19 protein-coding genes and 1 pseudogene are annotated in these 19319 nt (G+C 70.8%); 6 read left to right on the plus strand and 14 right to left on the minus strand.

Translation table 11 applies throughout. The features are described 5' to 3' along the window. Nucleotides 1–50 precede the first annotated feature (50 nt). Both H0B56_RS19300 and H0B56_RS19305 read left to right on the plus strand, forming a co-directional pair. Nucleotides 51–863, plus strand: a complete 813-nt coding sequence (locus tag H0B56_RS19300) for a glutaminyl-peptide cyclotransferase (protein WP_180894520.1) — start codon at nt 51–53, stop codon at nt 861–863. A gap of 91 nt (nt 864–954) precedes the next feature. Then, nucleotides 955–1515, plus strand: a complete 561-nt coding sequence (locus H0B56_RS19305; protein ID WP_180894521.1) for a DUF2771 family protein — start codon at nt 955–957, stop codon at nt 1513–1515. Between the two features lie 11 nt (nt 1516–1526). Here H0B56_RS19305 and H0B56_RS19310 read toward each other — a convergent pair whose 3' ends face one another. Further along, nucleotides 1527–1913: a cold-shock protein gene (locus H0B56_RS19310; protein WP_089301508.1), complete on the minus strand. Its 387-nt coding sequence runs from the start codon at nt 1911–1913 to the stop codon at nt 1527–1529. Between the two features lie 183 nt (nt 1914–2096). Here H0B56_RS19310 and H0B56_RS19315 point away from each other — a divergent pair, with 183 nt between their 5' ends. Then, nucleotides 2097–2336 (plus strand): hypothetical protein, encoded by a 240-nt coding sequence (locus tag H0B56_RS19315; protein WP_180894522.1) that lies wholly within the window; start codon nt 2097–2099, stop codon nt 2334–2336. 11 nt (nt 2337–2347) lie between these two features. Here the strand turns inward: H0B56_RS19315 and H0B56_RS19320 are convergent, their stop codons facing one another. From H0B56_RS19320 to H0B56_RS19345, 6 genes and pseudogenes are all read right to left on the minus strand, one after another. Next, nucleotides 2348–3463, minus strand: coding sequence for a DUF742 domain-containing protein (locus H0B56_RS19320; protein WP_180894523.1), 1116 nt, complete (start codon nt 3461–3463; stop codon nt 2348–2350). A 424-nt stretch (nt 3464–3887) separates the two neighbouring features. Further along, the gene (locus H0B56_RS19325; protein WP_180894524.1) at nt 3888–4691 is read right to left on the minus strand and encodes a metallophosphoesterase; all 804 of its coding nucleotides are present in this window, start codon (nt 4689–4691) and stop codon (nt 3888–3890) included. 45 nt (nt 4692–4736) lie between these two features. After that, the gene (locus H0B56_RS19330; RefSeq protein WP_343063964.1) at nt 4737–5876 is read right to left on the minus strand and encodes a sulfate/molybdate ABC transporter ATP-binding protein; all 1140 of its coding nucleotides are present in this window, start codon (nt 5874–5876) and stop codon (nt 4737–4739) included. Continuing rightward, the gene (locus H0B56_RS19335) at nt 5873–6637 is read right to left on the minus strand and encodes an ABC transporter permease (RefSeq protein WP_246361360.1); all 765 of its coding nucleotides are present in this window, start codon (nt 6635–6637) and stop codon (nt 5873–5875) included. Before H0B56_RS19335 ends, H0B56_RS19330 begins: the two co-directional genes overlap by 4 nt. Before the next feature lie 79 nt (nt 6638–6716). Next, entirely contained in the window at nt 6717–7487 is a 771-nt protein-coding gene (gene modA / locus H0B56_RS19340) for a molybdate ABC transporter substrate-binding protein (protein WP_180894525.1), read from the minus strand. A 92-nt stretch (nt 7488–7579) separates the two neighbouring features. Then, nucleotides 7580–7993: pseudogene (locus H0B56_RS19345) on the minus strand (TOBE domain-containing protein); the annotation flags it as partial. Nucleotides 7994–8164: 171 nt separating this feature from the next. On the opposite strand from H0B56_RS19345, the gene H0B56_RS19350 reads away from it, so the two are divergent. Together H0B56_RS19350 and H0B56_RS19355 are read left to right on the plus strand one after the other, a co-directional pair. After that, entirely contained in the window at nt 8165–8449 is a 285-nt protein-coding gene (locus H0B56_RS19350; protein ID WP_180894527.1) for a MoaD/ThiS family protein, read from the plus strand. A gap of 417 nt (nt 8450–8866) precedes the next feature. Continuing rightward, on the plus strand, nt 8867–9493 hold the full coding sequence (locus H0B56_RS19355) for a LysM peptidoglycan-binding domain-containing protein (RefSeq protein WP_180894528.1): 627 nt from the start codon (nt 8867–8869) through the stop codon (nt 9491–9493). Between the two features lie 109 nt (nt 9494–9602). On the opposite strand, the gene H0B56_RS19360 is transcribed toward H0B56_RS19355, so the two are convergent. From H0B56_RS19360 to H0B56_RS19375, 4 genes are all read right to left on the minus strand, one after another. After that, nucleotides 9603–10637, minus strand: a complete 1035-nt coding sequence (locus tag H0B56_RS19360; protein WP_180894529.1) for a molybdenum cofactor biosynthesis protein MoaE — start codon at nt 10635–10637, stop codon at nt 9603–9605. Nucleotides 10638–10640: 3 nt separating this feature from the next. Then, nucleotides 10641–11120 carry a cyclic pyranopterin monophosphate synthase MoaC gene (gene moaC / locus H0B56_RS19365; protein ID WP_180894530.1) on the minus strand — a complete coding sequence of 160 codons (480 nt, stop codon included), beginning with the start codon at nt 11118–11120 and terminating at the stop codon, nt 10641–10643. A gap of 36 nt (nt 11121–11156) precedes the next feature. After that, nucleotides 11157–12542 carry an NAD-dependent malic enzyme gene (locus H0B56_RS19370; protein ID WP_180894531.1) on the minus strand — a complete coding sequence of 462 codons (1386 nt, stop codon included), beginning with the start codon at nt 12540–12542 and terminating at the stop codon, nt 11157–11159. Nucleotides 12543–12615: 73 nt separating this feature from the next. Beyond that, entirely contained in the window at nt 12616–12804 is a 189-nt protein-coding gene (locus H0B56_RS19375; protein WP_180894709.1) for a hypothetical protein, read from the minus strand. 187 nt (nt 12805–12991) lie between these two features. Between H0B56_RS19375 and H0B56_RS19380 the strand changes: the two genes are divergently transcribed. After that, nucleotides 12992–15331, plus strand: coding sequence for a helicase-associated domain-containing protein (locus tag H0B56_RS19380; RefSeq protein WP_180894532.1), 2340 nt, complete (start codon nt 12992–12994; stop codon nt 15329–15331). 52 nt (nt 15332–15383) lie between these two features. Here the strand turns inward: H0B56_RS19380 and H0B56_RS19385 are convergent, their stop codons facing one another. The 3 genes from H0B56_RS19385 to H0B56_RS19395 form a co-directional block, all read right to left on the minus strand. Then, on the minus strand, nt 15384–15803 hold the full coding sequence (locus tag H0B56_RS19385; protein WP_089301497.1) for a DUF742 domain-containing protein: 420 nt from the start codon (nt 15801–15803) through the stop codon (nt 15384–15386). A 79-nt stretch (nt 15804–15882) separates the two neighbouring features. Beyond that, nucleotides 15883–16275, minus strand: coding sequence for a roadblock/LC7 domain-containing protein (locus H0B56_RS19390; RefSeq protein ID WP_180894533.1), 393 nt, complete (start codon nt 16273–16275; stop codon nt 15883–15885). A gap of 87 nt (nt 16276–16362) precedes the next feature. After that, on the minus strand, nt 16363–19137 hold the full coding sequence (locus H0B56_RS19395) for a nitrate- and nitrite sensing domain-containing protein (RefSeq protein ID WP_180894534.1): 2775 nt from the start codon (nt 19135–19137) through the stop codon (nt 16363–16365). Nucleotides 19138–19319: the final 182 nt, after the last annotated feature.

Here is a 19319-nt window from a genome sequence, read left to right on the forward strand (position 1 = left end):
GTGCCCGCCGCCGTCCCAGCCCGTTCCCCCGGGCGTGCGAGGCTGGTGTCGTGCGCGCGTTCACTCGAACTGCCCAGCGATCGGTCGCGGTCTGCGGCACCCTCACCGCCGGTCTCGTACTCGCGTGCGGGTCGCCGGGGTCCGGCGCTACCCCACCTCCGGAAGACCTGCGCGCTGACGTTCTGGAGACGCTTCCACATGACCCCACCGCTTTCACACAGGGTTTCGAGATCGCTCACGGCACACTCTACGAAAGCACCGGACTCGTCGGCGAGTCGGATATCCGCGCGACCGACCTCGGCACCGGCACGGAGCTGGCACGCGCCGAGCTCGCCGCGCCACTGTTCGCCGAGGGCCTCACCGTCGTCGACGACCGGATATGGCAGCTGACCTGGAAGAGCGAGGTCGCCATCGAGCGTGACCGGGAGACGCTCGAGGAACTGCGCAGGGTCGGTTACGAGGGTGAGGGGTGGGGGTTGTGCTACCAGCGACGGCACGACCGCCTGGTGATGAGCGACGGGTCGGACAGGTTGACCTTCCGCGACCCGGACAGCTTCGCCCCGCTCGACGACGTCGCGGTGACGTCGGCAGGCGAGGCGGTCGAACGGCTCAACGAGCTGGAGTGCGTCGGCGAGGACGTCTACGCGAACGTCTGGCGCAGCGACACCATCGTGCGCATCGACCCCGCGGACGGGGCGGTCACCGCCGAGATCGACGCGTCCGGCCTGCTCGACCCCCAGGACGAGGACGAGGCCGGGGTACTCAACGGGATCGCTTCCGTGCCCGGCACCGACCGGTTCCTGCTGACGGGTAAGAACTGGCCCGCTTCGTTCCGGGTCCGGTTCGTCCCGGCCGCGTCGTGACCGCACACCACGCAGCGGGCGGTTGTCGCGGAGACCACACCGAGGCACCCTCGCTCGGCGCGCCGACAGCGCGCCCGTAGTCTCGACAACCATGGCAGTACGTGACGCGCGGTCACCGGATCCGGCGGGGGAGCGACGCCCGCGCCGTGGCGTGAAGCCGGCCGTGCTCGCCGGGACGGCGGGCGCCGTGTTCGCCGTGGCGGGCTGCGGCGAGGTCGGTCCCCCCGAGATCACCATCTACTCCGACGGCGAGGCCATCCAGGTCGAGCCGTTCACCTACTGCGACGTCGAAGTCACCGAATGCGACAACGACGAGACGCACGAGTACGCGCTGCCCACCCGTCCCGGCCAGCCCGCGCAGATCTCCGTGCCCGGCGAGATCGCGGAGACCCCGTGGCTGGTGAACGTCCAGGCGGCGGACGCGGACGGCACGCCGCTTCCTGTGCAGCAGGAGTACTTCTCCCCCGGGGAGGCACACGCGTTCACCGCCGAACCGCCCAGCCCGGACGCGACGCTGCTCATCGTCGAGGTGCAGCAGATGGGCGCAGCCTTCGCCGCGGATCAGGAAGGGGAGCCGATCCGCGACGAGGAGGGGGCCATGCAGCCGGTAACGCGCGGGATCTGGCCGGTCGCCTTCGAAGCCCGCTCCTGAGCGTGCGCGCGCTACGGGTCCAGGTCCCGCGCCACCGCGCGCATGACCTCCGCGATCCGCTTGGTGTTCTTGCGCTCCGGGTAACGTCCCTGGCGCAGGACGGGCTGCACGCGCGCTTCGAGGAGCTTGATCATGTCGTCGACCATGCCGTGCAGCTCCTCCGCGGGCCTGCGCTGCGCCTCGGCGACCGACGGCGGCGTGTCCAGAAGCCGCACGGACAGTGCCTGCGGGCCGCGCCGACCGTCGGCCACACCGAACTCGAGTCGCTGACCCGACTTGAGAGAGTCAACCCCCTGAGGTAGCGCGGACTTGCGAATATAGACGTCCTCGCCCCCGTCCTGGGTGACGAAGCCGAAGCCCTTGTCCGCGTCGTACCACTTGACCTTGCCGGTCGGCACTGTACTCACCGTTCCTTCGCTCATCGGACCGCGCGCCGTCCACCGCCGGAGAGCATGCCCAGTAGGGAGCTTCCCTGACCCGCACGACGAACGCGCCTCGGGGGTGGCCCCACCCACCGACGCGCGTCACTACCCAGCCTATCGCGGTTAGCGCTGCGAGGAGAAACCGTTAGCCTGTACGCCATGTCCGCCCACGCCGAACACGGCGACTCCGCTCCGCCCCGCAGCAGACCGTCCCGCATGATGGCATTGTCCGTCGGCCTGTTCGTCATCGGCATGGTCGCTGTCGTCGCGGTGTTCGTACTGTTCGCCCTCGGCCACACCGATCTGCCCGTGTGGCTGAGCGTGAGCGCGATCGGCTTCACCTCGGTCGGCTTCGGTTCCGCCCTGGTAACCCTGGTCCGCGAAGCACGAAGCCCGTGACCGGCCGGCGGTCAGAGGTTCCGCAGGCCGCGTAGCACCCGCTCCATCAGCTCGAGGTCGGGACCGGAGTCCGGGCCGGAACCCGCCCTGTGCACGACCAGCATGCCCTCCTCGGCCATCGCGCCGATCAGTGTCTTGGCGACGCCGAGCGGCACGGACAGCCGGGCGGCGATCTCGGTCACCGAGCGGGGGTGCTCGCACAGTTCCAGCACCCGCCTGTGCTCCTCACGGATCGCGTCCGGATCGGTGTCCGTCACCCCGGAGCGCGCGCTGACCAGGGTCTCCAGCGCGAACTCCACGGTGCTCCCGGTGCGCCCGCCCGTCCAGACGTACGGCCGTACCCAGGAACCGGCCTCGGCATCGGCCAGCTCGTTCTCGACGTCGCCGTCCGGGTCGCCGTCCGGGTCACTCTGCGGGAAGATCTGCGGGAAGCTGTCCTCGCCGAGCGTGTACGCGTCGGTCTGACCGGCGGGTTCCCCGGCGGGTTCCCCGGCAGGTTCCCCAGCCGGTTCGCCAGCTGCTTCCACTGGGGGTAACCCGGCGCTCGCCGGTTCGCCGGGGTGCTCCCCCGCATCGTCCCCCGGCCCGGTCCCCGCCGCGTCCTCCTGCTGGGGCCGCACGTCCGGCGCGCCGGCACCGTCCCCCGTACTTCCGTGCTCGATGCCGTCGTGCGCGGCGCCGTCGTGCGCGGCACCGTCCTGTTCGGCCTGGTCCTGCTCGATCTCATCCTGCTGGGGCTGGTCCTGCTGGGCGCTCATCTCACCGGCGGCTTCCGCACCCTCCCCGTTCAACCAGCCGGAACGCGAGCCCACCGCGGCACTCGCGGCGCTGTCGTCCACATCCGATGCGCCCGCGCCTGCAGGGCCACCCTCGAGCGCGTCCGCGTCATCGCGGTGGTCAGCCCCGGGCGCTCCCGCGTCATCACGGTGGTCAGCCCCGGGCGCTCCCGCGTCATCATCGGTCACAGTGTCACCGGCGGCGTCGTCACCACCCGTGCCCTCCAGCGCGGCCTCGTCGCCAGGCGCGTACGCACCGCCGGTGTCCCCCTCGTGCGACGCGGCGCCCGGATCGGGCTCGCTGTGATCATCCGCCTCGGCCGCGGATTCCAACCTGTCCTCTGCCGACACGTCCCCTCACTCCTCACGGTCACTGCCGGTGGCACCCGTGCCCGAGCTCGCGGCCCGGGCCACTGGCTTCGACGACGTCCCCGTCCCGCATCCGCTCTCCGACCGGCACTGTGCTGCACCACGCCGCGGCATCATCGCGTCCCGTCGTACGGTTCCGGTTCGCGTGCCTCGGCGCGGTTCGCTCGGTAGGGCGGCCCCGTGCACGGCTCGTAGTGGCACACGCCACGTTCCGCACCGAGTCGTCTCGCCCAGTGGGTTCACCGCGCCACCACTCGATCCTCCTGCGTGCTTGATCACGTGCGCCCGACCGGACGATCGTAGTTGAGGCGCGAGGAGGCGTGCCATGCTCGCACGTTGCAGTTTCCTCACGTGTTGCTCGAGCTACCGTTGCGGTCGTGCCGACGCCGGCGCGGACCCCGGTACGTCAACTCTCCCACGGCAGTCGCACGACCAGGCACGGCCCGCCCGCGAACACGCCGGCATCGATGCCGAGCACCCGGCCTCCCGCGTAGGAGTGCGGGCCGCTGATCTCCATCGGGGGCAGCCCGACCTGGTCGGCGATGACGCTGTGACCGTGCACGATCCTGGTGCCACCGAGCTGTTCCAGCATCCGTTCCGCCGCATCCGCACCGTTGTCCCCACGGAACGCGTACCGCGTGGTCAACCTGCGCCAGAGCTCCCACCACTGCTCGAGGTCGTCGCCTGCCAGTACCGCCTGCACAGCCGCGTTGATCCCCTCGAGCTCGTCTCCCCAGTGCAGGTACTCCATCGTGTCCGAGTGCAACAGCAGGTGGTCGACGGCGTGCGCGAGGACGGGGCGGGACACGAGCCACTCGACGTGCCTCTCCCGCAGGTGCTCGAGATCGTCCGCCTGCCCCCCGTTGATGAGCCAGCTGCGCGCGAAGGTGCGGCCCGGCGTGTCCGGAGCGATCTCGGTGTCCCCGAAACGGTGCGTACCCAGCAACAGGATCTCGTGGTTACCCAGCAGGGTCTGGACGTACCCACCGGCCTCGGCCGCCTGCTCCTGCAGCCGCATCACCAGCTCGATGACACCGATGCCGTCCGGGCCCCTGTCCACGAAGTCCCCGACGAACCACAGGTGAGACGACCCGCCCGACCAGTCGCCCGCCTCGTCCACGAGGCCGTGCTCGGCCAGTGCGTCCTCGAGCGCCTCGCGGTGCCCGTGCACATCGCCAACCACGTAGGTCGGCTGCTGATCGTCACTCACGGTCTCGACGATAAGCCCCACCGCTCTCGCCAGCCACGCGCACCATTAGCTCTGGCCGGTGAACGCCTCGTGCACGCCGATCGCCTCGGCCGGTACCGCCACCTCGACCTCCTGCCCCGGCTCGAGACCCAGCTCGGCCACAGCCGCAGTAGCCACATCCGCGGTGAGCCCCGCCACCCACCCGTGCTCCGGGCCGCTACGGGGTGCGGCGATGCGGAGCCGTACGACGGGCCCGTGCGGCTCCAGGCTCTCCACGACGGCGCTGCCGGTGTTGCGGTGGTTACCCGCACGGACCACACCGGCAGTGTGACCCGGATACACCGTGACATTTCCCGGCGGGAAGACGGCGACAGCGGGGGCGCCCGCCCGCACGCCGTCGCACCGTGCCGCGGAGAGTACGGCACCGTCCACGGTGCGCAGCCCATCCGCCACAGCACGGCCGGTCACCAGGTTCAGACCGGCGATACGCGCGGTGAACGAGGTCCGGGGCGCGGCGAGCACCTCCCGTGTCGCGCCCTGCTCGACGACGGCACCGCCGGAGAGCACGATGACGCTGTCCGCGAGCGTCAGCGCGTCCAGGGGGTCGTGCGTGACCAGCAGCCCGCACCGTGCCGGGTCCCCGTCGCGCAGCACCCTCCCGAGCACGGCCCGCATCGCCGGTCCGGCGTCGGCATCCAACGCGGCGAGAGGTTCGTCGAGCAGCACCAGCCCCGGCTCGTCGGCCAGGGTGCGTGCCAGTGCCACCCGCTGGGCCTGCCCCCCGGACAGCTGGTGTGGCTTGTGCGCCGCCAGCTCCGCGACGGCCAGCCGTTCCATCCATTCCCGCGCCACCTTCCGGGCCGCCGCTCGCCCGGCACCTCGCGCACGCGGCCCGAACGCGACGTTGTCCTGTACCGTGCAGTGTGGAAAGAGCAGCGGAGCCTGGCCCAGCACTCCGACGCCACGCCGGTGCGGCGGGATGTGGACACCGCGTGCGACGTCGGTCAGCGTCCGTTCCCCGAGGGAGACCGAGCCACCGTGCGGATGCCGCAGCCCCGCTATGCACTCCAGCAGCGTCGACTTCCCCGAGCCGTTCGGCCCGAGCACCGCGAGTACGCCCCCGGGCGGGATGCCGACGTCGGCGCGCAGCCGGAAGTCGCCACGGGTGATATCCACCGTGGCCCGCAGCCCGCCGCCCGGGGTCACGCCCGCCCCCGTAGCGACCGGGGCCGGGCGACACCGATCACCACGATCGCTATCACGATCAGTAGCAGGGACAGCGCTATGGCGCTGTCTATATCGGACTCCGCCTGCGCGTAGACCTCCAGCGGAAGGGTGCGTGTCACGCCCTGCAGGCTCCCGGCGAACGTGATCGTTGCCCCGAACTCCCCCAGAGCCCGTGCGAAACACAGCACCGTCCCGGACACCAGTGCAGGAAGGAGCAACGGGCACGTCACCCTGGTGAACACGGTCCACGGCCGGGCACCGAGCGTGGCAGCTACCCGTTCATAGTTCTCGTCGCGCGCGCGTAGCGAACCCTCCAGGCTGATCACCAGGAACGGCATCGCCACAAAGGTCTGTGCGAGCACGACAGCCGCCGTGGTGAACGGCACCCGCGCACCGGCCACCACGTCGAGCAGGTACCCGAGGAAGCCGTTCACACCGAGCAGGTAGAGCAGCGCGAGCCCGCCCACCACGGGCGGGAGCACGAGGGGTAGCAGCACGATCGTGCGGAGCAGTGCTCCGAGGTTTCCGGCGGCCCTGGCCAGTACGACCGCGAGCGGCACACCGAGAACGATACAGGCGAGTGTGGACAGTGAAGCTGTGGTCAGTGACAGCCGCAACGCGTGCAACGAGGCCTGCGAGCTCAGCAGCTCGGGTAGCCGCGTGAACTCGGTGCGCAGCAACAACCCCACGATCGGCAGGGCGACCAGTGCGAGCGCGAGCGCGGCTGGGACGCGCAGCAACCGCGGAACGCCGACCGCCACCGTCGTATCGTCCGTGCGTCCCGCCCGGATGCTCCCGGCGCTCGTGGCGCCCGCGTTGTTACCCGTTCCGGTCATCATCGACCCCGAACCCGGCTGCGGTGAGCGCGCGGCGCCCCGGCTCGTCCCGCAGGTACCGCACGAACTCGCGGGCCAGCCGAGGATGCGCGGCGTCTGCCAGCACAGCGATCCGGTACTCGTTGACGACCGACTCCGCACCCGCGATGTCGATCGACTCGACCGACTCGCCTGCCGCCCGTACGTCGCTGCGGTAGACGATTCCCGCGTCGGCATCACCGGTCAGCACCTTCTGCAGCACCGCCTTGACACTGAGCTCCTCGCTGGCCGGCCGCAGGCGCATATCGTGCGCCCGCACGAGCCGCCTCGTCGCCCGCCCGCACGGAACCTGGGCGGCGCAGGTGACCGCGTGCAGCTCAGGGTCGGCGAGGTCGTCGAGGCCCGCGATGCGGTGCGGGTTACCGGGAGCCGTGGCGATGGTGAGCGTGTTCGTCGCCAGCACCGCGGGATCGTCCGCGAGCATGTCCTGCTCGGCGACCGTGCGCATGGTCTCCGGGTCGGCGGAGACGAACACGTCGGCAGGGGCTCCCTCACCGAGCTGGTGCGCCAGTCGCGACGAGCCCGCGAGGTTGACGCGGACCTCCACGTCCGGATGCTCGGCCGTGAACGAGTCTTCGACCTCGCCGAGCACCTCGGTGAGCGAGGAGGCCGCGAAGACCGTCAGCACCTCACGGTCGCCGCCCGGCGCGCAGGCCGCGCAGACCGAGACCGCCGAGAGTGCCAGCGCGAGCAGCGGCCGGAACGCTCGCCGCATCAGCGACCCCCGCTCTCCTGCGCATCGTCCGGCGGATACACCTCGTCCACGGTGTGTACCTCGGACTCGCCCGCCGAACCGGGCGGGACCGCCTCGAGCCCGCCCGGCGTCTCCACAATGACGTTGGTGGCCTTGACCACGGCCACGGCCAGGGAACCCGGTTCCAGGCCCAGCTCGTCGACCGCCTCGGTACTCATCAACGACACCACCCGGTGAGCGCCTGCCTGCACCTCGACCTGCGCCATCACCGAGTCCCGCCGGACCTCGGTGACCAGCCCCACGAAGCGGTTGCGTGCCGAGCGCGCGACAGCCGTGGCGTCGTTCTCGCCCGCGGGCCGGCGCTCGGCCTGGCGGCGGGCGAACGCGGCCAGCTCATGACCGTCCACGACCTTGCGGCCCGCGGCGTCCACCCCGGTACGCAGCTCGCCGGAGCGCGCCCACCGCCGTACGGTGTCGTCACTCACGCCGAGCAGGCGGGCCGCCTGCGCGAACCGGAAGGCAGTCACAGGGACAAGCATAAATCCGTGACTGCGCTTCGAACAGGGGTAAAACTCCGCTTTCGCGGAACCCGAGACCAGTATCGATCCGCACGTGTCGATTCCGGGCAACCCGCGGCCCGTGCTGTGCACCACCCTGGGTGCTGTGAGGCCGGTCATCGCCGGATACGATCACCGGTCATGAGCACGCCCGCCGGCCCCGACGCGCGAACCATCACGGTCCGCGTGCGGTTCTACGCCTCCGCGCGCGCGGCGGCGGGCAGCGAGGAACGCGCACTCGAGATGCCTGCCGGTTCGACACTCGGCGATGTCGTGGCCCGGCTCCGCGCCGAGCACTCCGCCGAGCTGGATCGGATCCTGACCGTGGCGAGCCTGCTGGTGGACGGGGTCGCCATCCGGGACACCGCGTACCGGATCGACACCGACGCGGCGATCGATGTTCTCCCGCCGTTCGCCGGCGGATGACGAGCAGGCAACCAGGGCGACCTTTTCGTACTATTTGCGCGTTTCATCGCATTCGACGAGCCCTGCACGAACGGACCAGCGGGCCGAAAACGGCGTGACGCAGACCTCACTTAGGGTGAAAGATTTCGAGATGGACACGGTTCGGTAACAGGCCTCTGACCTGCGAATATATCGGAATCGTCACAAGTTTTCGGTCGTTACAGTGATCCAGATCACATAGCTCTCAATTTCCGATCATGCATATAGCTACGTACCGTCGTCTGCGGTTGGCCCCGACCAGCCACGGCAAGACCCGGGGATCCGTGCGCCAATCCCTGTCCAACGGACCCCCGGCCCATACCCCGAGCGAAAGAAACTCCGGGACAGGGAGCGGGCACGGCCCGAGCGGAACGCGGCGCGGAGGGTTGACGATGCCAAATGTCTTACCGAGCTAAGCACCGCAAGACCTCGACAGCTACCCGCAACATCGCTCGCGCCGCAATCGCGAGCCTGGCATTCGGTGCTCCGCTTGCAGTGGCCGCTACCCCAGCTCAGGCCGAGAGCGTGAACTGGGATGCCATCGCCGAGTGCGAAAGCGGCGGTGACTGGAGCATCAACACCGGTAACGGCTACTACGGCGGTCTGCAGTTCAACCTCAACACCTGGCGCGCTTACGGCGGCACCGGTATGCCGCACGAGCAGTCCCGGGCGGAGCAGATCCGTGTCGCGGAGAACGTTCTGGAAGGCCAAGGCATCGGCGCATGGCCGGTGTGTGGCAAGCAAGCCGGCGCGAGCGGCAACTACCAGGGAACCAACACCGGCTCCGCGCAGCAGGAGTCGGAGCCGGAGCCCGAGGCCACGCCCGAGCCGGCCGCCCCTGAGGTAACCCGAGTCGCCGAGTCCAACCCCGACGGGGACTACGAGGTCAAGGAAGGCGAAACGCTTTCCGAGATCGCGAAGAAGGAGGACATCGACGGCGGCTACCAGGAGCTGCACGAGCTCAACGAGGACTACATCAGCGACCCGGACTTCATCCTGGTCGGTCAGAAGATCGCCACCGAGTGATCTCGCTGAGCTCTAGGCGATAGCAACATCGCAACACTCGTGGGCTCCACCGCTATCCCCCGGCGGTGGAGCCCACGAGCTCAGCACAGCGCACGGCGAGCGCCGAGGCTCAGGGCGAGTTGACCCACTCCTCGGTCCCGTCCGCGAAAACCTGATGCTTCCAGATCGGCAGCCGCTGCTTGACCTCCTCGACGAGATCCGAGCACGCGGCGAACGCCTGCGCGCGATGCGGGGAAGCGACCGCGCACGCCAGGGCCACATCACCGATCTCGAGCGCACCGACACGATGGCTCACCGCGACTCCCCGCACCGCGGGATGGCGGGCCGAGACCTCCCTGACGACACTGTCCAGCACCTGCTCCGCGCTCGGGTGCCCCTCGTAGAACAGTGACCGCACGTGCCTGCCGCCGTCGTGGTCGCGTACCGCACCGGCGAACGTGACCACCGCGCCCGCGGCCCGGTCGGCCACGGCAGCGGCGTGTTCCTCGCTCGCGATCGGCTCGCCGGTCACCCGGCACACCGGAACGGCAACCGGATCCGTATCCCGCGGCGCGGCCGCGGCACTCGCCGTGCTGCCGGCGGCATGCCCCGCGGCATCATCAGCGGCAGTACTGCCGGGCGCATGCCCCGCATCATCAGCGGCAGTACTGCCGGGCGCATGTCCCGCGGCGTGGTCCGTCCCGGCCAGCTGGTCGAGAGCGTGCTCGAGCACCCCCTCCAGCGCGGCGAGCCCGTCGGTCACCCCGCCCTTCGAGCCGGGCAGGTTCACCACCAGCGTCCTACCTGCCACTCCCGCGATCCCGCGGGACAGGATCGAGGTCGGGACGGCGGGCAACCCGGCATCGCGAACCGCGTCGGACAACCCGGGAATCCGGTAGTCGAGAACGGCCGCCGTGGCCTCCGGCGTGCGGTCCGTCGGCGAGATACCCGTGCCTCCCGTGGTGATCACCAGGTGCGCGCCCTCGGCGACACACTGCCGCAGCGCGGCGGACACCGGCTCGCCGTCGTGCACCACGACCGGCGGTGCGACGTCGAAGGACCGCTCGGTCAACCAGTGCGCGATGATCGGGCCCGTTCGGTCCGGGTAGACACCGTCGGCGGCCCGGTTGGAGGCCACCACCACGCGCGCGATCCGGCTGCCCATGCGTTACCGCCCTTCCGGCCGCGTCCACACCCCGGCCTTGCCGCCCTCTTTGCGGTCCAGCCGTACCCCGTCCATCGACGCGGCCGCGTCGACGGCCTTGACCATGTCGTGCAGCGCCAGCCCGGCGACGCTGACCGCGGTCAACGCCTCCATCTCCACCCCGGTGCGTTCGGTGGTGCGCGCCGTGGCCGTCACGTGCACCTCGCTGTGTCCGAGCTCGAACTCCACATCGACACCCGACAGCGCGATCGGGTGACACAGCGGCACGAGATCCGGGGTGCGCTTGGCGCCCATGATCCCCGCGATCCGTGCCGTGGCCAGCGCGTCACCCTTCGGTAACCCGCCCTCCGCCAGCAAAGCCACCACCTCGGCCGTGGTGTGCAACGTTCCCGAGGCCACCGCCGTGCGCGCGGCGGCAGGCTTCTCCGACACGTCCACCATCCGCGCCGCACCGGACTCGTCGAGGTGGCTGAACTCACTCATCGCCTACGAGGATAGTGCGTAGGCGTGGCGCACTGATCACCCGCCGGTCGCTGCTTGCTTGACCGCGCTGGCCACCGCGGGTGCCACGGCGGAGTCGAACACGCTCGGCACGATGAACGACGCGTTCAACCGGTCCCCGTCCACCACGTCCGCGATCGCGTTCGCCGCCGCCACGAGCATGCCATCGCTGATGTGGTGCGCGTGCGCGTCGAGCAGGCCGCGGAACACGCCCGGGAAGGCGAGCACGTTGTTGATCTGGTTCGGGTAGTCGCTGCGCCCTGTGGCGACAACGGCGGCGTGCTTGTGCGCCTCGAGCGGGTCGATCTCCGGATCGGGGTTGGCCAGCGCGAAGATGATCGGGTCACGGGCCATGCTCGCCACCTGGTCGGCACCGATGAGGTTCGGGACAGACACCCCGATGAACACGTCCGCGCCCGCGAGAGCGTCGTGCAGCGTGCCGGAACGCACGTCCGCGTTGGTGTTGTCCGCGACCCAGCGCAGGTTGTCGTCCATGCCGTCGCGGTCGGTGGTCAGGATGCCGGTGCTGTCCACCGCGATGATGTCCGCCGGGTTCTTGCGCTTGAGCAGCCGGATGATGGCCGAGCCCGCGGCGCCGACGCCGCACACCACGATCCGGCACTCCTCGATGGGCTTGTCCACCACCCGCAAGGCGTTGCGCAGCGCCCCGAGCACGACAATGGCCGTGCCGTGCTGGTCGTCGTGGAACACCGGGATGTCCATCGACTCCCGCAGCCGTGCCTCGATCTCGAAGCACCGGGGCGCGGAGATGTCTTCGAGGTTGACGCCCGCGTACACCGGGGCCAGCGCGCGCACCGTCCGGATGATCTCCTCGGTGTCCTGCGTGTCCAGGCATACCGGCCAGGCGTCCACACCGGCGAACTTCTTGAACAGCGCGGCCTTGCCCTCCATCACGGGCAGCGCGGCAGCCGGGCCGATGTTGCCAAGGCCGAGGACCGCCGAGCCGTCCGTGACCACGGCCACGGTGTTGCGTTTGATCGTGAGCCTGCGGGCGTCCTCCGGGTTGACCGCGATGGCATTGCACACCCGCGCGACGCCCGGCGTGTACGCACGGGAGAGGTCATCGCGGTTGCGCAGCGCGACCTTGGACTCGACTTCGAGCTTACCGCCCAGATGCAGCAGGAACGTCCGGTCGGAGACCTTACGGACGTGCACCCCGTCGAGTTGGTCTAGGGCATCGGTGACCTCGGTGGCGTGCTCCTCGTTGAGCACGTTCGCGCTGATGTCCACCACGACGCTGTCGTGATGCGACTCGACGATGTCGAAGGCGGTGAGCACGCCGCCGACGTCGCCGACGGCCGAGGTCAACTCGCCTGCGCTACTCGCTGCGGCGGGCGCCTCGGCGCGGACGGTGATGGAATATCCCGGACCTGGTACAGGCATGGCAACCCCGAATCGACATGTGGGTGCGTGTGAGGCTCGCCTCAGAGCCTAACGCTGCTGGTTCCCAGCGGGGTCACGACCGGTTGATCTCGGTTTCGGGATGCTCGTACGGCACCGAGTCGAGCGGGAAGGAGACGTCACCGTACGGCGACTGCGAACCCTGCGTATCGGACACCAGCTCGGAAACGGGCGTCTGCCCGTCGTCCAGCTGCGGCCACTGCGGGTCGATACGGTCCGGGTCAACCTTCTTGCTGTCTGCCACGTCGTCCTCCGCGGTGCGCTCGGTGATGCGTCGAGTGTCGTGTGTCAACGTTCTCGACACGCCTGCCTCTAGTTTGCCGTACCTCGATCTCGCCCGTCGCGCTGGTCCCACGACGGCAAGCTGCCGGGCGCGCGTCCCCGGCCACGCCTCGTGAGCCGCCCGCGCACACACTCGGTATCGTGGCGCCGTGTCTGCGACCTCTCTCGCGCACTGGCTGCGCTCGGTGAGCGACGACGAGCTGGCCCGCATGCTCGCCGCCCGGCGCGACCTGGCGACGCCGCCGCCCGCCGACACGAACGTGCTCGCCACCCGCGCGGGCACCGCGGGCTCGGTGGCCAGGGCCTGCGAGGACCTCGACACCTTCACGCTGGCCGTGCTGGAGGCGCTGCTCGTGCTCGACGCGGACGCCGCGCCGGTCACCACGGAGGCTGTGGACGAGCTCGCGGGCGCGCCCACCCGTCGCGCGCTCGCGCGGCTGCGCAGGATGGCGCTGGCCTGGGGAGACGACAGCGCTGTCCACGCCGTGCCCGCCGCCCGCGAGGTACTCGGCCCCTACCCGGCGGGGCTCGGCAGGGACCTTCCCTGGCTGCGCGACACGGACGTGCACAAGGAGCTGGAGGCGCTGACCCAGCCGGAACGCAAGCTGCTCGACACGCTCGCGGCCGGACCTCCGGTCGGCAACACCAAGGACGCCGGCTCGGACACCCCGCTGGAGCAGGCCCGTACCCCGGTGCAGAGCCTGCTCGCCCGCGGCCTGCTTGTCCGCAAGGACAGCGGCACCGTCGAGCTGCCCCGGCAGCTGGGGCTGGCGCTGCGCGGGAAGCCGATCTTCCCCGACACGGTGCGCACCGAACCCGCGCCGGAGACCTACCCGCATGCCACGGAGACCGTGGACAGCACGGCCGCCGGTGAGGCGATGGAGTTGAACCGGCACATGGAGTCGCTGCTGGAGTCGTGGGCGCGAACCCCGCCGCCGGTACTCAAGGCAGGCGGGCTCGGCGTGCGCGAGGTGCGCCGGATCGCCCGCGAGCTCGAGATCGACGAGGCTCGCGCGGTGCTGCTCGCCGAGCTGGCGTACGGAGCAGACCTGGTGGCCGAGAGCACCGCGACCGAGCCCGAGTGGCTGCTGACGAACCTGGCCGACAGCTGGCTCGGCTCGCCACCGGCACATCGCTGGGCCGTCCTGGCCACAGCCTGGCTCGATCTGCCCCGCCTGCCCTGCCTCGCCTACAGCGCGGCCGCGGCGCGTGCCGGTGGCACCGCGGAGAAGGACAAGCAGCCCACGCCGCTGTCCACCCAGCTGCACAAGCCCCGCGCCGCGACCGCGCGCCGCCGCGCACTCGAAGCGCTCGCCGAGCTGCCGGACGGCACGGGCATAGCGGGCGGGGAGGAGCTCGTCACGCTGCTCGCCTGGCGCAACCCGCGCCGGGACGGCCCGTTGCGCGACGAGATGGTCCGCGCCGCGCTGTGGGAGGCGTCGGCTCTCGGGGTGGTCGCTCTCGGCGCTGTCACCACCGCGGCACGCACGTTGCTGGAGCCTGCTGAGGAGCCCGCACGGGAACCCACCGGCGAGGCCGGGGAGGACTCCGCTGGGGAGACCGCGGACGAGCGCAGGCGGCGCGCGACGGCCGCCATGGCCGAGTCCATGCCCGCGCCGGTCGATCACGTGCTGGTGCAGGCCGACCTCACCATCGTCGCGCCGGGACCGCTGGAACCGGGTCTGGCTGCCGAGATCACAGCGGTGGCCGACATCGAGTCGGCGGGACACGCCACCGTCTACCGGGTGACCGAGGACTCCGTCCGCCGTGCCCTCGACTCCGGGCACAGTGCCGAGGAGTTGCACGACCTGTTCGCCCGCACCTCACGCACACCGGTGCCGCAGGGCTTGACCTACCTCATCGACGACGTGGCGCGCAGGCACGGCAGGCTGCGCGCGGGGACGTGCGCGTCCTTCCTCCGCTGCGACGACGAGGTCGTGCTCGCGGAGATCCTCAACAGTCCGGCGGCAGGGGAGCTCGACCTGCGCCGGATCGCGCCGACGGTGCTGGTCAGCGGATCGCCACTGGCCGAGGTCCTGGACGGGCTGCGCGAGCGCGGGTTCACCCCGGCAGCGGAGGGACCGGACGGCCGGGTACTGGACGTGCGTGCCGAGGAGCAGCGCACCCCGAAGCGGGCTCCCGCGCGGCGGCGGTCCCACGGCGCGACCGGGGCGACCGGGGCGAGCACCTCGGAGCGCATCGCCGACGTCGTCGCGCGCATCCGCTCGGGCGACCGTGCCGCGTCGACCCGGCGCGGAGCGGGCGTCCGCAACCCCGGGGGCGAAGGGGACACGTCGGCGACGCTCGAGCTGCTGACCCGCGCGAGCCTGCAGCGCAGGGAGGTCTGGATCGGGCTCGTCGACAGGCACGGCACGGCCAGCCAGCACATCGTGACCCCCACCCGCGTGGGCGGCGGCGTGCTCGAGGGCGACGACAACGAGCGCTACCCGCTGCACCGCATCACCTCGGCGGCGTTCGTCGAGTCGTGAGGACGGGCCCGTCGCGTGGGATACCGGCGGGCGCTGCGGGTCCGGGGCAGCCCTACAGGTTGCGCAGCCCGCTCAGCAGCCGGTCGAGGAACTCCTTCGAGGAGGCCTCGCCGAAGGGCAGGCCGGGGTCGTGTACGTGCACCAGGCCCGCTCGCATCATGTCCGCGACGATCACCTTCACCACGCCGAGCGGCAGCCCCAGCTCGGTCACCACGTCGGACAGCGCCCTCGGCTGGGTACAGAAGTCACAGATGCTGCGCTGCTCCGCGGTCCGCACGCCCTCGTACCGCATACCGGTCTCGCTTGTCGAGACCATCGCCTCCAGCTCGAGGTCGTGTTCGGGGCGGGTGCGTCCCCCGGTACGGGCGTAGGGGCGCACCAGCGACCTCCTGCGCTGCTCGGGGGCGACCGAGGACGCGCGGGGCGGCGCTTGAACATGCAGCCTGCTGTCACCGTCGCGCTCGTTCGTCACGCCTCACCCCCGGTGTCGCGTCGTCACCCGGGCCCTACGGCCCGGCTATGCGAGTCTGCCACGTACCCCGCACGGAAAGCTACTCGCTAGTAGCACGCTGCTGCCCCAACCGCTCGACGAGCAGCGACATCTCGTAGGCCACCGTGCCCATGTCGCTGCGTGGCGACGCCAGCGCCGCCACGCACGACCCGTCGCTGACCGTCATCAGCAACAGGAAGCCGAGCTCCATCTCCACGACAGCCTGGTGCACGCGCCCGGCCGCGAGGCAGTCAGCCACACCGGCCGTCATGCCGAGCATCCCCGTGACGACCGTGGCCAGCTCCCCGGCGCGGGCCGGGGGCAACCCGGCCGAACCGGCGAGCAGGTCGCCGTCGGCCGAGACGATCACCCCGTGCGCCACACCCGGCACTCGCTCAACGAAGTCCGTGATCAGCCATTCATGACCTGTCGGCCGGCCAGCGGAGCTCGTCACGGTCTCTCCTCGTTCGACGTGCCCAACCGTCCCGACCACGGGCCGCAGTCTCACACGACCGCACGCATGACCTCATGGCGGGCCAGCCTATTCACCCGGACTCTCTTGTCGAGCCCGCCGCAGGCCGTCCAGCAGGCCCACCATCCGCTGGCGAACGGCCTCCGGATCCCGCGAGACCACCTCGAGGGCGGTGCTGCCGTTCACCCCGGCCGCAGCCGGTTCGCGACCGTGTTCGGCCAGGTCACGGACGGTTTCCATGGCGGGGGAACCCGCGTAGTCGACCAGGTCCGCGAGGCCGTCCCCGAGGTCGAGCTCGCCCCGGCTCGCCGGCGGTATCGCCGCATCACCGGAACTGTCATCCTCCGTCAAGTTCACCCCAATGGCGGCACTCGCGCGCGTGATGTTCCGGATTGTGGGAGCGTCGAGCCATCCCGCCCCGGCGCCGTGCTCCACCCCGTCGTTCGCCGGTTCCGGTGACTGGTCCTCTCCCGCGTTCTCACCCGCATCGCCGGAGTCCGGTTCCTCCGCCGAGCCGGCCTCCTCCGGCTCGGCACCGCCGACCGGCTGGTCACCGGCCTCACCTGGACGAAGGGCCTCGAACCATCGCGTCAGCAGGTCCTGGTAAGCGGGGAAGCGTTCGGTGGGTTGCTCGTCGTCGAGCGGATGTGGCTGCACGCCTTCACTGCCGGCAGCCGGGCCGTCGCCCACAACGGGGGCCCGCTTCGGCGGTCCGGCCGGTGCCGGCGCCGGGCTGTGCGCACCCCCCGTTTCCCCGGGGCGTTCCAGCGCATCCGTCTTGCGCAGGTCCGGCCGCCGCAACGGCCCCACGGACGAGGAGTCCGACACGTCCGCCGGCAGGTCGTTGATCAGCTCGGCGGGCACGAGCAGCGAGGCCGTCAACCCGCCCGACGGGGCGTTGCGCAACCACACCGCGAGGTCGTGCCGCTGGGCGAGGCAGGCGACCACGTACAGGCCCATCCGCCGGGTCGCCTCCACGTCGATCTCGGGAGGTTCGGCCAGCCGCGCGTTCGCGCGCTCGATCGCCTCCTGGGACAGCCCCGGGCCGTAGTCGGTGATCTCCACCAGCCACTGACCGCGGTGGTTCATCGAGCTCGCCACGGTCACCGCGGTATCGGCCTCGGAGCTGTTCGTGGCGTTCTCCAGCAACTCGGATATGATATGCACCACATCGCTGACCGCGTCCCCGCGGATCGCGATCGGCGGCGGGTCCAGCATCCGCACCCGCTGGTACTGGTCGATCTCGGACAGCGCAGCGCCGAGCACCTCGGCCGCAGGCACCGTGCCGGGAAGCATCCGCACGTAGTCGTTCCCGGTCAGCACGAGCAGGTTCTCGCCGATCCTGCGCAGCCGGGCAGCCAGGTGATCCAGCTCGAACAGGTTCGCGAGGTTCTCCGGGTCGCGTTCCTCGGCCTCCATCCTGTCCAGCACGGCCAGCTGGCGCTCGGACAGCTCACGGCCGGCCTGCGACAGGTTCACGAACATGGCGTTGACGTTCGTCCGCAGCGCGGCCTGCTCCGCGGCGAGCCGCACGGCCTCACCGTGCACGGCGTCGAAGGCCCGCGCGACCTGACCCAGCTCCTCCCTGCTGTACACCGGGACCGGAGCGACCTCCGTGGACCACTGCGCGCCCGGATCGTCCCGCATCCCGCGTACCGCGGCGGGCAGCCTGCGTTGCGCCACATCGAATGCCGTGGTGCGCAGCGTGCGCAGCGGGCGCAACAGCGAGCGCGCGATCACCATCGTGAGGACGGTGGCCAGCAACAACAACCCCAGGACGATGGCGCCGTCGCGCACAACGGCGGTACTGGTCCGGTCCGCGAGCTCGTCGGTCCGCTCCTGCATACCGACCAGCAGCGCGTCCTCGGCCTCCGCGGCCAGGTTGATCGTGTAGGTGGAGGCGGTGTCCCATTCCTCCGCGTCGAGGTCGCTGAGGGAACGATCGCTCTCGGCCCTGGTGAGCACGGCCTCGCTGATGTCGTTGCCGTTGTCCACGATCAGACCCGTCATGGTGTCCTCGTAGATCTGCTGCTGCTCCCAGCTGGCGAACGTGCGGAAGTCCGCGACGGCGGCGTCCCGCTCGGCCCGCGCGCCGAGCAGGTCACGGGTGGACTGCTGGTCGAGCTCGCCCCGGCTGATGCCCTCGGCGATCAGCGCACGCTCGACGGACATCTTCTCCTTGGCCCGCGCCAGCGTCGACGCCGCCAGGTGCGCGCGTACCAGCTCCGGCTCGCGGATCGTGGCCACGGCCTGCTCGCGGATGGCCATCAGGCTGGTGATCAGCTCGGTGTAGGAACGCCGCACCGCGTCCGGCGGGTACTCCGAGTGCTCCGAGGCGTACCGCAGGCCGGTCAGCACGTTCATGCGCTCGTCGACCTCGTCGAACGCCGCGACCCTGTCCTCGCTGAGGTCGTCGCGTGCCGAGCGGAAGTCGTTGCTGAACGTGCCGAGCTGCTCGTCGACACGCTCCCGCTGCGTGCGCACCTCGTCGAGAGCACCGTCGCGCCCGCGCGCTACATAGCGCACCGTGATGTCCCGCTCGCGCTGCAGCGTGTGCACCAGCTTCGCCAGCGAGGTCTCCATGCTCACCCGCGTGGACAGCTGCTCGAGGCGGTCGGCGGACTCTTGCTCGCTCACCAGCCGCAAGCCGATCAGCGCGACCGCGGTCAGGGTAGGGATGAGCAGGACAGCGAGCAGCTTCGTGCGCAGCGACCAGTTGCGGAGTCGCCACCGGCCGGACTGCCCGGCAGTGGGGACGGGTACCCCGGCCTCATCGGTGCCGTCCCGCCCGGCGCCGGGGTAACCGGCAGCCTCGCCGGAACGACGGCTGCTGCGACGGGCCACACCCGGGTTCCTTTCCACGTCCACACGCTGCGGCGTTGACGGCGCGCGCTGTTCGTTCAGTCGAGAACGGTACCTACCGGCCGCTGGACAGTACCGACCGAGGACGGTGTATACCGTCCACCGGAAGCACCGGCCGAACGCCGTGCCTACCGGCTACCCGAGGGTAGCCTTAGGTCGCGAGC

The organism is Haloechinothrix aidingensis (assembly GCF_013450155.1).
Classification (GTDB): Bacteria; Actinomycetota; Actinomycetes; order Mycobacteriales; family Pseudonocardiaceae; genus Haloechinothrix; species Haloechinothrix aidingensis.